At 59.0% G+C, this 12,871-nt stretch carries 10 protein-coding genes; 8 read left to right on the top strand and 2 right to left on the bottom strand.

The features are described from left to right. Window positions 1–206: 206 nt before the first annotated feature. The 8 genes from ACRZ9X_RS05005 (at window position 207) to ACRZ9X_RS04970 (ending at window position 11,654) form a co-directional block, all read left to right on the top strand. A complete protein-coding gene (locus ACRZ9X_RS05005; protein WP_480516413.1) occupies window positions 207–1,730 on the top strand; it encodes a hypothetical protein in 1,524 nt (507 codons plus the stop codon). 2 nt (window positions 1,731–1,732) lie between these two features. Then, the gene (locus ACRZ9X_RS05000) at window positions 1,733–2,689 is read left to right on the top strand and encodes a site-specific tyrosine recombinase XerD (RefSeq protein ID WP_480516411.1); all 957 of its coding nucleotides are present in this window, start codon (window positions 1,733–1,735) and stop codon (window positions 2,687–2,689) included. A 63-nt stretch (window positions 2,690–2,752) separates the two neighbouring features. Then, the gene (locus ACRZ9X_RS04995) at window positions 2,753–4,060 is read left to right on the top strand and encodes an HlyC/CorC family transporter (RefSeq protein WP_480516409.1); all 1,308 of its coding nucleotides are present in this window, start codon (window positions 2,753–2,755) and stop codon (window positions 4,058–4,060) included. Between the two features lie 155 nt (window positions 4,061–4,215). Continuing rightward, complete coding sequence (locus ACRZ9X_RS04990) at window positions 4,216–6,633, top strand: GcvT family protein (protein WP_480516407.1); 2,418 nt, start codon at window positions 4,216–4,218, stop codon at window positions 6,631–6,633. A gap of 31 nt (window positions 6,634–6,664) precedes the next feature. Beyond that, window positions 6,665–7,264 (top strand): nucleotidyltransferase family protein, encoded by a 600-nt coding sequence (locus ACRZ9X_RS04985; RefSeq protein ID WP_480516405.1) that lies wholly within the window; start codon window positions 6,665–6,667, stop codon window positions 7,262–7,264. Between the two features lie 750 nt (window positions 7,265–8,014). Next, on the top strand, window positions 8,015–9,451 hold the full coding sequence (locus ACRZ9X_RS04980) for a Do family serine endopeptidase (protein WP_480516403.1): 1,437 nt from the start codon (window positions 8,015–8,017) through the stop codon (window positions 9,449–9,451). 159 nt (window positions 9,452–9,610) lie between these two features. Then, window positions 9,611–10,291 carry a response regulator transcription factor gene (locus tag ACRZ9X_RS04975; RefSeq protein ID WP_480516401.1) on the top strand — a complete coding sequence of 227 codons (681 nt, stop codon included), beginning with the start codon at window positions 9,611–9,613 and terminating at the stop codon, window positions 10,289–10,291. A gap of 13 nt (window positions 10,292–10,304) precedes the next feature. Beyond that, window positions 10,305–11,654, top strand: a complete 1,350-nt coding sequence (locus tag ACRZ9X_RS04970) for a sensor histidine kinase (RefSeq protein WP_480516399.1) — start codon at window positions 10,305–10,307, stop codon at window positions 11,652–11,654. On the opposite strand, the gene ACRZ9X_RS04965 is transcribed toward ACRZ9X_RS04970, so the two are convergent. Together ACRZ9X_RS04965 and ACRZ9X_RS04960 are read right to left on the bottom strand one after the other, a co-directional pair. Beyond that, the gene (locus ACRZ9X_RS04965) at window positions 11,651–12,118 is read right to left on the bottom strand and encodes a CYTH domain-containing protein (protein WP_480516397.1); all 468 of its coding nucleotides are present in this window, start codon (window positions 12,116–12,118) and stop codon (window positions 11,651–11,653) included. The genes ACRZ9X_RS04970 and ACRZ9X_RS04965 overlap by 4 nt on opposite strands. Further along, window positions 12,115–12,870, bottom strand: coding sequence for a ParA family protein (locus ACRZ9X_RS04960; protein ID WP_480516395.1), 756 nt, complete (start codon window positions 12,868–12,870; stop codon window positions 12,115–12,117). The genes ACRZ9X_RS04965 and ACRZ9X_RS04960 overlap by 4 nt, the downstream gene beginning before the upstream one ends. Between the last annotated feature and the right edge of the window lies 1 nt (window position 12,871).

Below are 12,871 nucleotides of genomic sequence, written 5' to 3'. Positions count from 1 at the left end.
GACGTGATCTTGGCAAAAATGCTAGCTATAACTTGGACAAAAGCAAAAAATGAGGCAGCGTTCACCTATGGGTCGTCTGATCAAATTTCTCGTGTACTTGATCTGCCTGTGTTTTATCGGGCTGGTTGGATATGCCTATGTCGGGCCTTACTTTGGTGCTGATTTTTCGGCACCGCAAGATGAAATTCGCGAACCGGTAATTCTGAATGCAGACTAAAGCCACTCTGCTGGCACTTGTTTTCAGTGCGGTGCAGGTTCAGGCAGAAGAACCGCTTTCGGTCATCGACTGGCTCAGCGATCCACCCGAACACTTGCCCGGAACGGTGCTGCTGGAACCGCCAATCTCCCAAACCGGGGTACTGCCCGAAGTGCAGGTTACGCCATTGGAAACCCTGTCACCGCCGCTTGGGTTGGTTTCGTCTTCGGTGACCGGTCTTCCAGTTGACATGTGGCAGGCCAGCGATCCGATGCGCCTTGCAGACCTGATTGCGCGCGTTCCGGTGAAATCGAACCCCGCCATGCAGCGGCTTTTGTTCACGCTATTGCTGTCCGAGGCGCGCGCTCCTGCGGATGCATCTGTGCGGGATGAATTGCTGTTGGCGCGATTGGATCGCCTGATACAGCTGGGGGCTGCGGACCCGGCGCAATCTCTGGTACAACTGGCGGGCCCCACAGATTCCCAAGACCGGTTTCAGCGCTGGTTCGATGCCACCTTGCTGACCGGTGACGAAGATCGCAGTTGCACCGCGTTGATTGCGCAGCCGCATTTGTCACGCGACTACGCGGCTCAGATATTCTGCAAGGCCCGTCGGGGGGATTGGACATCGGCCGCCCTGACACTTGAGGCCGCGCACGCCCTGCAGCTTTTGCCCGACGAGGAGCTGGCGCTGCTGGATCGCTTCCTCAGCCCTGAACTGTTTGAAGACGCCGCATATCTGCCGCAGCCGGATCATCCTGATCCACTGACCTTTCGCCTGTTCGAGGCCATTGGTGAACGTCTGCCCTCGGCCTCCTTGCCGCGCGCCTTTGCCAATGCGGATTTGCGGGATGTTGCCGGCTGGAAAGCCCAGATCGAAGCCGCCGAACGGCTGACGCGGATCGGTGCACTGACGTCAAACCAGTTGCTGGGATTGTATACGGAACGCAAACCCGCGGCATCCGGCGCGGTGTGGGACAGGGTGGCGGCAATCCAGAACTTTGAAAGTGACCTGGAAGCGGGCGACCCTGATCGCATTGCAAAGTCACTGATGACAGTTTGGGACCAGATGACCCGGGTCAGCCTCGAGGTACCCTTTGCCGAACTTTTTGCTCCGCGCCTGGCGTCGCTCAGCCTACCGACACCCGAGGCCGAAGATTTACGATGGCGTATTTTGCTCTTGTCTGAGCTTTACGAGGACGCGGCGAAGGACACACCCGGGCAGTCCAGCGCAAATGCCTATCTTGCCGCGTTGTCCGCTGGCGATCCAGGCCGCGCGCCCTCGCCATCGCCTCTGGCGGACGCGATTGCCGAGGGGTTTGCGTGGTCTGCGCCAATCCCGTCCGACATAAACCTGTTGTTGACCAACAATCGTTTGGGCGAAGCCATTCTGGAAGCCATGCAGCTGTTCGCCCACGGCGCGCGCGGAAACCTTGTGGACCTGACCGCCGCAATCGCCACGCTGCGCCGGGTGGGACTGGAAGACACCGCCCGGCGCGCGGCCCTGCAGCTGATGATCCTGAACGGAGCGTGATCATGCGCGCACCGGACAATCAGGATCAGTGGATTTCCACCTTTCTTGAGGCGCAGGCAGCCGAGCTGGGCGCGGCCACAAACACATTGCTGGCCTATGGGCGGGATTTGAAGGATTTCTCGGATTGGCTGAGCCGACAAAATTCGACATTTGACCGCGCCGACCGGGATCAGATCGAAGGTTACCTGATCGATTGCGACGCTCAGGGCCTGTCCAGTTCGACCCGCGCGCGGCGCCTTTCGGCAATCAAGCAGCTGTATCGCTTTGCCTTTGAGGAAAACTGGCGCGAGACCAACCCGGCCATACAAATCAAAGGACCTGGTCGTGCCAAACGCCTGCCGAAAACCCTCGATGTGTCCGAGGTCGACCGGCTGCTTGAAGCCGCCCGCAAAACCGGTCGCACCAAAGCGGACAGGCTGCGCAACACCTGCCTGATGGAGCTGCTTTATGCCACCGGCATGCGCGTGACCGAGCTGGTGTCACTGCCTGTGTCTTCGGCACGCGGCGACCCACGCATGCTGCTGGTGCTGGGCAAAGGCGGTAAGGAACGTATGGTCCCCCTGTCCCCACCTGCCCGGGACGCGTTGGCCGCCTGGCTGGTAGTACGTGACGAAACAGAGGATCAAGCGGTGGCCAATGGCGGACAACGCTCTCGGTTTCTGTTCCCGTCGCGCGGGAAATCCGGGCACCTGACCCGGCACTGGTTTTTCCTGCTGATCAAGGATCTGGCGGTCGGGGGCGGTGTCTCACCGCAGAAAGTGACCCCTCATACCCTGCGGCACGCCTTTGCGACGCATCTGCTGGCAAACGGGGCCGATCTGCGTTCGATCCAGACCCTGCTCGGGCATGCCGATGTCGCGACGACCGAGATTTACACCCATGTTCTGGATGAACGGTTGTCCGAACTGGTGCTGGAACATCACCCGCTGGCAAAGGATGAACCAACCGACAAGGGCTAACCCCTTGATCGGCGGGTGTCGCGCCCCCATAACGAATGCATCAACAAGAATATTCTAGGACCGATGGAACCCACTTCTTCCCTGCTCGACGGCGCTTTTTGGATCACCGCAAGCTCTATCCTTCTATTGCTCGTGTTGTCGGGCTTTTTCTCGGGCTCGGAAACCGCCCTGACCGCGTCATCGCGCGGCAAGCTGCGCACACAGGCGGACAAGGGATCACGCGGCGCGCAGAAAGCGCTGGAGATCACTGACGACAACGAGCGTCTGATTGGGTCGGTCCTGCTGGGCAACAACCTTGTGAACATTCTGGCGACCTCGCTGGCAACCGCCCTTTTTACAAGGCTGTTCGGTGAAAGCGGCGTGGCCCTGGCGACTTTGGTAATGACGCTTCTGGTGCTGATCTTCGCCGAAGTTCTGCCCAAGACCTATGCCATCACAAATGCCGAGAAGGCTGCCGCTCTTGTGGCACCCGTCATCAGTGTCGTGGTCACCGTATTTTCGCCGGTCGTGGCCGCCGTGCGGCTGTTTGTGCGCGGTGTTTTACGCCTGTTCGGTGTTCAGATCGACCCGGACAGCAACATTCTTGCCGTGCGCGAGGAAATCGCCGGAGCGATCCAGCTGGGCCATTCCGAAGGGGTGGTCGAGAAGGAAGACCGCGACAGGATTCTGGGAGCGCTGGATCTTGGGGACCGCGTCGTCGAGGAAATCATGCTGCACCGCTCGAATATCGAGATGATTGATGCGGACGACGACCCCGAGACGATCCTCAAGCAATGTCTGGAAAGCCCTCACACCCGGCTGCCGGTTTTTCGGGAAGAACCCGAGAACATCATCGGAGTGGTACACGCCAAAGATCTGTTTCGTGCCATGTACGCACAGGCAGGCGGTGCGGATGACAGCAGGGAACGGCTGAAAAGTTTTGACATCACCAAGGTCGCCAACGATCCCTATTTCGTGCCGGAAACAACCACGCTGGACGATCAGATGCGCGAGTTTCTTCAGATGCACAGCCATTTCGCGCTGGTGGTCGATGAATACGGCTCGCTGCGTGGCCTGATCACGCTGGAAGATATTCTCGAAGAGATCGTAGGCGAAATCGCGGACGAGTTCGATATCGAGGAAGAAGTCCCCGTGACCCGCACCGACGACGGTCAGTTCCTTGTGGAAGGTGCCATGACGATCCGCGACGCCAACCGTGCGCTGGATTGGTCTCTGCCCGACGAAGAAGCCAACACGCTGGCCGGGCTGGTGATCCACGAGGCGCAGATGATCCCGATTGTCGGACAGGTCTTTTTGTTTCACGGTTTTCGGTTCGAGGTCACGGCGCGTGAAGGCAATCGGGTGACCGCGCTGAAGGTGCGTCCACTATAGCGACACAGTGTTGCTGATGGTTTCGGCAACCGACGCGGCAGGCGCGATCTGCGCGCTTTGATCTCAGATGACATATGCGACCAAGGCTGTCGTGAACGGAACAGTAATACACTGACCGCGCCCACAGTCTTTGCCAAAACACAGGGGGCTTACGCGTGAAGACCACTACGCAGGTTGCAGTCATTGGCGGAGGTGTCGTCGGATGTTCCGTCCTGTATCATCTGACCAAACTGGGTTGGTCGGATGTTATGTTGCTGGAACGGTCCGAACTGACCAGCGGTTCGACCTGGCATGCGGCGGGTGGGTTTCACACTTTAAACGGCGACACCAATATGGCCGCGCTGCAAGGGTATACGATCCGGCTGTACAAAGAGCTGGAAGAGATCACCGGCATGTCCTGCGGATTGCACCATGTGGGCGGAGTGACTCTGGCAGACAATCAGGACCGGTTCGACATGCTGCTGGCCGAACGCGCCAAGCATCGCTTTATGGGGCTTGAGACCGAAATCGTCGGGCCGGACGAGATCCGCAACATTGCTCCGATCACCAATACCGACGGTATCATCGGCGCGCTTTATGATCCGCTGGATGGTCATCTGGATCCATCGGGGACTACGCATGCCTATGCCAAGGCCGCACGGATGGGGGGCGCTACCATAGAAACCCATTGCATGGTGCGCGAAACGAACCAGCGGCCGGACGGAACTTGGGACGTGGTCACCGATAGCGGCACGATCCACGCCGAACATCTGGTCAATGCCGGTGGTCTCTGGGCGCGCGAAGTTGGTGCGATGGCCGGCGTCTATTTCCCGCTGCACCCGATGGAGCATCAATATCTGGTCACCGATGCGATCCCACAGATCGAGGCGATCATTGATGCGGGTGGCGAGCACCCGCATGTGATGGACCCGGCTGGCGAAAGCTATTTGCGACAGGAAGGGCGCGGCCTGTGCATCGGGTTTTACGAACAGCCCTGCAAGCCCTGGGCCGTCGATGGAACGCCATGGGAGTTCGGCCATGAACTGCTGCCCGACGATTACGACAAGATCACCGACAGCATCGAATTCGCGTATCGTCGCTTTCCGGTTCTGGCCGAGGCCGGGGTGAAATCAGTCATCCACGGCCCATTTACCTTTGCGCCTGACGGAAACCCTCTGGTCGGGCCTGTGCCGGGAATGCGCAACTATTGGTCAGCCTGCGGGGTGATGGCCGGATTCAGCCAGGGCGGCGGCGTTGGCCTGACGCTGGCGCAGTGGATGATCGAGGGCGAACCCGAGCGGGATGTGTTTGCCATGGACGTCGCCCGGTTCGGCGACTGGATCAGCCCCGGATACACCCGTCCAAAAGTGATCGAGAACTATCAGAAACGCTTCAGCGTGGCCTATCCAAACGAGGAGCTGCCCGCCGCCCGTCCCAACCGGACGACGCCCATGTATGACATCTTTTCGGATCTCGGCGCGGTCTGGGGGCAGCAATATGGGCTGGAGGTTCCGAACTATTTCGCCCGGGAGGGCGAACCAGACTATGAAACCCCGTCGTTTCGCCGTTCGGATGCGTTTGACGCCACCGGGCGCGAGGTCCGGGCCGTCCGCAAAGGTGTCGGTATCAACGAGGTGCATAATTTCGGCAAGTACCGCATCACCGGACCCGGCGCGCGGGACTGGCTGGATCGGATCATGGCGGGTCGTATTCCGAAACCCGGTCGCCTGTCGCTGACGCCAATGCTGTCGCCCAAAGGAAAACTGATTGGCGATTTTACCATCTCGTGCCTGAGCGAGACAGAGTTCCAGCTGACCGCCTCGTACGGCAGTCAGGCCTTTCACATGCGATGGTTCCAGCAGAACGCGCAGGACGGCGTTGCGATCGACAATGTCAGCGACCGACTGAACGGCTTCCAGATTGCCGGGCCAAAAGCGGCTGAGGTTCTGGCCATCTGCACGCGCGACGACATCAAAGCTTTGCGCTTCCTTGACGTGCGCCGCATGACCGTCGGCATGACCGACTGCATCGTGCAACGCGTCAGCTATACCGGCGATCTGGGATATGAGATTTATTGCGATCCAATGGCGCAAAGACAATTATGGTGGACCTTGTGGCAGGCCGGTCAGGCCTTTGACATGGCACCTTTTGGCATGCGCGCCATGATGAGCTTGCGGCTGGACAAGTTCTTCGGTTCCTGGATGCGGGAATTCTCGCCCGACTACACAGCCGCCGAAACCGGGTTGGACCGGTTCATTGAATTCTCGAAAACGGCGGACTTCATCGGACGTGACGCAGCCGAGGCAGAACGGGCGACCGGCACAGTCCGAAAACTGGTCGCATTCGAGGTGGACGCATCCGATGCCGATGTGAACGCCTATGAGCCGATCTGGCTGGATGGGCAGGTTATCGGGTTCTGCACATCAGGTGGATATTCCCACTTTGCGCAGAAATCCGTCGCGATGGGCTTTCTACCAACCAAACGTATCAAAGACCGGCTGCGGGTCGAGATTGAAATACTCGGCCAGATGCGCCCGGCCCACGTGATCTCGACCCCGCTATTTGATGCGGATGGCGTGCGAATGCGGGGATGACAACCGACGGCCGCAACGCCACAGTCTGGCAATGACACAGATTCCCATCATCCTGCTGGCCGCAGGCCAATCCAGCCGCATGGGCGGCACAGACAAGCTGATGCAGCCCGTTGATGGCGTGCCACTGCTGCGCCGCTCGGCGCTGAGGGCACAGGCCGTTGCGCCCACGATCGTCGCCCTGCCCCCATCCCCGCATGCCCGTTATGAAACGTTAGACGGGTTAGTGGTCAATCGGGTCGAAGTGAAAGATGCCGCCGAAGGTATGAACGCCAGCCTGCGCCGGGCCTTGTCCGAAGTGCCAGAAACCGCGCCCGCTGTCATGGTGATGCTGGCTGACCTGCCCGATCTCACATCCGATGACTTGCGGGGCGTATTGCGCGCCCGGGATGAGAACCCGGACTGTGCTATTTGGCGCGGCGCAACAGATACAGGCGCGCCGGGCCATCCCGTTGTATTCGACCGCGCGTTGTTCGACGACCTGTTGAAGTTGTCCGGCGATGACGGCGCGCAAAAGATCGTAAAGGCGAACAATGACCGGGTCCATCTGCACCGTTTGCCATCCCGGCACGCGCTGCTGGATCTGGACACGCCCGAAGACTGGGCCGCATGGAGATCACGCCCGGAGGCTTAAAATGACACGGCCCGGTCGAAATCGACCGGGCCGGCTGCCCAATACAGGACTACCACTTTCATCAATCTCCCAAAGCGCAACCGGATCGCCTGACAGGCATTCCGATTTTTTCGCTGCCGAACCTAAACAAGACCCCCTCGTTAACATGCCGCTCTGCGCTACAGAGACTGAGATGTGCCATCAACACCCCCTAGTGTTTCAGGCCCCCTCACTTGGGCAAGAACATCCTCGCCGATTGAGTGCTTTCAAACAACGTAAAATTGGAAGAAACGGTTAATTTCGAGTGTGGTTGCAAAAAATCAGGGCAACGGCGCAACACTACACTTTCACCCTATGGTTGTGGCACCGCGCATGGCTTGTCCATCACCTGGGCAACATGCTCAGACATGAGTTCGATTAACCACGTATTTCAGAAGGCTGTCTGGCGGTTATTTGAGCACTTTAGATAATAGATACTCTCATAGGTTGCATCATTATGAGAGCACGCGTCTTACCTTTTCTTTGTTAACAAATCTGAATCAATGCAACTGTTTTCTTACAGGCTTGCATTTTTGAGCAACAATTCACCGATTCGAGGCCGCGACTGCCGTTTGATTCTGTCCCGATGTATGTTGTCAGCCTCGCAGACTTCACAGCGGCAAAGTGGCAAAATTAAGGTTTCTTAATCTTTTGAACAGGAACCACCAATACTCGTAGCGCATTTCGTCTCACAAGCGCGGACGCAACCGCCAAACACAGACAGGAGACAAAATGAGCATCCGAAAATCCTCACTGCTTTTCCCCCGCACTTCCAACATGGTTGGCGCTGGTGCCCTGGGTGCCGCCATGTTGGCCACCACTGCCCTGCCCTCGATGGCGGATGAAGCATTGGCCGACCTTGTTGAAACCGTGTCGCCATCGGTTGTGACCATCATCGCAAAACAGGACACAACGCCCGCCCCGGCGCAGGGTCAGCAGTTCGATTTCGAAGGGCATCCTTTTGGCGAGTTCTTCAAGCGGTTCGGCGGCCCTGAAGGGTTCCAGACACCGCAGCGCGGCCCAAGCCAGGGGCTGGGCTCGGGCTTTGTGCTGGACAAGGATGGCTATATCGTCACCAACCACCACGTGGTCGACGATGCCAGCACCATCACGGTGCGTCTGAACGACGACCGCACTTTCGAGGCCGAGGTTGTGGGCACCGACCCGCTGACCGATATCGCGGTTCTTAAAATCGACGCGGGCGAGGATTTGCAGGCCGTTCAGATGGGCGACAGCGACGTGATCCGCGTGGGCGAAGACGTGGTCGCAATTGGCAACCCCTTTGGGCTGAGTTCAACCGTGACGACCGGGATCGTGTCGGCCAAGGGCCGCAATATCTCGGAAGGGCCTTATGCCGAGTTCATTCAGACGGACGCGGCCATCAACAAGGGCAATTCCGGCGGCCCCCTGTTCAACATGCAGGGTGAAGTTATCGGCGTAAATTCAGCTATCTACTCGCCCAGCGGTGGGTCAGTGGGTCTGGGCTTTGCCGTCACATCGAACATCGTCGATCACATTACCGCCGACCTGCGGGACGATGGTCAGGTCAGCCGCGGCTGGCTGGGTGTGTCGATCCAGAATATCAGCCCTGAGCTGGCGGCTGCCATGGGAATCGACGCCACCTCAGGCGCGCTTGTCTCTGACGTCGTGGCCGACAGCCCCGCGGATGGTGTCCTGCAGCAAGGGGATGTCATTCTGTCGTTCAACGACGAAGCCGTGGACTCCAGCAGCGATCTGCCGATCCTTGTGGGCACCACAAAGGTCGGAACTGACAGCACCCTGACCGTGTTGCGAAACGGCAAGGAAGAACAGCTGCAGATCACCATCGGACAACATCAGACCGCCTCGGCCGAGGTGGACAGCGTGGTCGAAGAAAAGTTCGAAGGCACCTCGCTGGGCGTCATGGTGGCCCCGCTGACCGAGGCTGCGCGCGCCGAGATGGGTGTGGACACCAATGTTGACGGGGTCGTGGTGACCGAGCTGAACCCCGATGGCCCGGCGGCCAAGGCCGGTTTGCAACGCGGCGATGTGATCGTCCGCCTGGGCAATCTGGACACGGCAACGCCGGAAGCCCTGAAATCCGCATTAGACAGCGAAAAGACCGATCCAGCGCTGGTTCTGATCAACAGGGCAGGTAACCAGATCTTCGTCGCCGTCGAGATCGCCTGACCAAAACCAAAGCGCGCCACATGATGGGGAAATATGGTGCGCTTTTCCAGCGGTGCGGATTGTCCACGTACCGCCGGGACTGCCGGGTGCGGCGTCGCACCCGGCATGTTTTTTTCAGCCAGCAGATATGTTTAAATTGCCAGTGAAAGGACCCCCAGCATGAGCAGACGACTATTGATCGTTGAAGATGACCAGGACACGCGGGACTTCATCGCAAAAGGGTTCAGCGAAGAAGGGTACGTGGTCGAAGTGGCCGCTGACGGCCGCGAAGGGCTTTACCACGCAACCGACGGAGGATTTGACGCGGTCGTGCTGGATCGCATGTTGCCGGGGCTGGACGGATTGTCCCTGATCAAATCCATGCGCGCCGCTGGCTTGAAGACACCGGTTCTGATGCTGACCGCGATGAGTGCAGTTGACGAACGCGTCAAGGGCCTACGGGCCGGGGCGGATGACTATCTGGTCAAACCATTCTCGTTTCAGGAACTGCACGCCCGGATCGAGGCGCTGTTGCGACGTCCGCAGGAATCCGAAGAAACCCCTACCCTGACCTGTCGTGATCTGGAAATGGATCTGCTGACCCGCAAAGTCACTCGCGACGGACGAGAGATCACCCTGACCCCGCGCGAATTCCAGATTCTGGAGTTTTTCCTGCGCCGCAAGAACCGCGTCGTGTCGCGCACGATGTTGCTAGAGGGCGTCTGGGACTATCATTTTGACCCCAACACCAATGTGGTGGATGTGCATATTTCGAAACTGCGCCGTCAGCTGGACGAAGACGGGGCTTCTCCGATCATTGAAACCGTCCGGGGGGCCGGCTACATGGTCTCGGATGGATAACCTTCGACTTTCCTTGAAGAATTCCCGAACCCGACTGGTGCTGGCCAGCATGGTTCTGAGCACATTGCTGACCGCAACCGTTCTGGCCATGGTTTATGTCACCGCCAACCGGACCATCTCGGGCGAGACACGGTCGGTTGTATCCGCCGAACTGACCGGCCTTGCGGATGAATACGAGCGGCGCGGCATGATCGGCCTGATCACCGCAATCGAACGCCGCCTGCCCACAGCCGCCGAGCGCGATGCGCTGTATCTGCTCACCGGACGTCAGGGCACCAAACTTGCCGGAAACCTCACCCGATGGCCTGAAGGCATTGTGGCGGGCAGCGGCTGGGTCGATCTGGAGCTACACCGGGGCGAGGCGGATCAGGTTGTCCCGATCTCTGCCGCCTCAATCCGACTGCCGGGCGGTGAACGGCTGTTGGTCGGGCGTGACGCGCTGGCCCGGCAGCAGTTTGACCGCGTCTTGCTGCGGTCTGTCGCACTGGCACTTGCGACCGCATTAGCGCTGAGCCTTCTGACCGGATGGCTACTGACCCGTCTGGTCTTCTCGCGGCTGAAAGATATCGCGGGCACGGCGGATACGATTGTGTCCGGCGATCTGTCTCAGCGAATGCCGATACGCGGCACCGGGGATGAGTTTGATCAGGTCGCAGGTACCTTGAACAACATGCTGGACCGGATTGAGGAACTGATCAGCAATCTCAGAACCACATCCAATTCCATCGCGCATGACCTCCGCTCGCCCCTGTCGCGCTTGCGACAGCGCGTCGAAGCGCTGGCTGAGCCCGGCAAAACAGATCAGGAGCGCGAAATCGACACCGCGCGCGCATCCGGCGAGATCGACCATCTGTTGCGCGTGCTAAGCCAACTGACCGAGATTTCCCGCGCCGAAGCCGGGCTGGGCCGCGAACAATTCGAAACCGTCAATATCCTGCGGCTGGTTGCAGACGCAGTTGAGCTTTACGACCCTGTCGCCGCCGATCAGGGTATCCGGCTTGAGGTCACAGGCACCGCCCCTCCGATACAGGGTCACCGGCCGCTTTTGTCGCAAGCGCTGTCCAATCTGTTGGAGAATGCGTTGCGCTATGCCCCACCGGACAGCGAGATCACGATCCATGTGGGCGAGGATGGACCAGATACACTGCTCAGCGTTCGCGACCGCGGGCCGGGCGTGCCCAAGGCCGACCTTCCGCGCCTGCAGATGCCCTTTGTCACGCTCGATCCGGCGCGAACGGAACGCAATGCGGGTCTGGGTCTGGCCTTGGTCGCCGCCATATCGCATATGCACGGCGGCCGGTTTGTGGCGCGGAATTGTGATCCCGGCCTTGAAACAACGATCCGGATCAGACGGCAGCCTTAATCCGGTTTACCATTGATCGCCATATTCTTGTTTTTATAGCGTTTATCATCCGTCACCTCGGGTCCGAACCAATCGGGTACGTTGAAGCTCAGCGCCTCGGCCTCGGTCGTGAACTCAACCTCGACCAGACGCAGCGGAGCGAGGTCGCCCAGAAACACGTCCAACTCATAAATCATTCCGTTAGGTAGTGATCCGGTGAACCGCTCTTTTTCGACCCGGCGCCCCTCGGTCTCGGGCCAGAACATCTCGAATTGAGCCTGCGGTATCTCCGACTCACGCTCAGTGCGCACCATGCCGCCGGCCCCTTTCAGAGTGAGATAATAGGTGTCGTTCTTTTGCCGCAGCCGCAGCTCGGTCGAATCCTCGGGCGCGGTAAGATACCCTTGCCGCACCACCGCTTTTTGCGCCCGCATCAGGTCGGGTGTCCGAGCGACCAGAAACTTGCGTTCGATCTCATTGCTCATTTGCGCGACCCCAATCCCGCTTTCAGCTCTTTAAACAGGGCATTATACGCCGCACCCGCCGCACTGCGACCGGCATAGGTCAGCACCGGCGCGCGATGCAATCCCATACGCTCGATATCGGCGACAAATGGAATCTCGGACTTGAGAAACCGTTTTTGGTACTGTTTCCGCATCGCCTGCATTGTCTCAAGATGCAGGGTCTTGCGTTTCTGGACCATCGAAAAGAAAGCACGCAGCTTTTTCTTCGGGATTTTATGTTCGTCGAAAAAGCTCACCAACTGGCTGAACGTGCGCTCGGACAAGGTGCTGGGAATGACCGGCACAACAATGGTGTCAGCGGCCTTGAAGATATTCTCGGAAAGGGTCGAGAAATTTGGGGGGCAATCCAGGATGATCACATCATAATCCCCGCCGACCGAGGTCAGCGCCTTTTTCAGACGCGACCGTTTGTTGCGCATGCGGGACAGGAAAATATCGAAGTCACGAAAGGTCAGATTGGCGGGCAGAACATCCAAACCCTCGTAGTCACTGGCCCGGATTGACTTGGTGAAACGCTTCACGTCCTCGAAGAACCGGGCCTCGGTCAGTTTCTTCGACGGTTTGACCCGAAAATAAAAACCCGACGCGCCTTGCGGGTCCAGATCGCACAAGAGAACCTGCAATCCCGCCTGCGCGCAAGCATAGGCCAGATTGACCGAGGTCGCGGTTTTCCCGACACCGCCCTTGTTGCTGTAGCAAGCAATAATCTTCATC

It is taken from the genome of Ruegeria sp. AL1, assembly GCF_056540905.1.
This window is presented reverse-complemented; position numbering and strand designations above follow the sequence as displayed.

What these genes read in the sequence shown, in the direction of transcription:
- ACRZ9X_RS05005 (WP_480516413.1), top strand. Translation starts at nt 207, where the DNA reads ATGCAGACTAAAGCCACTCTGCTGGCACTTGTTTTCAGTGCGGTGCAG.
- ACRZ9X_RS05000 (WP_480516411.1), top strand. Translation starts at nt 1,733, where the DNA reads ATGCGCGCACCGGACAATCAGGATCAGTGGATTTCCACCTTTCTTGAG.
- ACRZ9X_RS04995 (WP_480516409.1), top strand. Translation starts at nt 2,753, where the DNA reads ATGGAACCCACTTCTTCCCTGCTCGACGGCGCTTTTTGGATCACCGCA.
- ACRZ9X_RS04985 (WP_480516405.1), top strand. Translation starts at nt 6,665, where the DNA reads ATGACACAGATTCCCATCATCCTGCTGGCCGCAGGCCAATCCAGCCGC.
- ACRZ9X_RS04980 (WP_480516403.1), top strand. Translation starts at nt 8,015, where the DNA reads ATGAGCATCCGAAAATCCTCACTGCTTTTCCCCCGCACTTCCAACATG.
- ACRZ9X_RS04975 (WP_480516401.1), top strand. Translation starts at nt 9,611, where the DNA reads ATGAGCAGACGACTATTGATCGTTGAAGATGACCAGGACACGCGGGAC.
- ACRZ9X_RS04965 (WP_480516397.1), bottom strand. Translation starts at nt 12,118, where the DNA reads ATGAGCAATGAGATCGAACGCAAGTTTCTGGTCGCTCGGACACCCGAC.
- ACRZ9X_RS04960 (WP_480516395.1), bottom strand. Translation starts at nt 12,870, where the DNA reads ATGAAGATTATTGCTTGCTACAGCAACAAGGGCGGTGTCGGGAAAACC.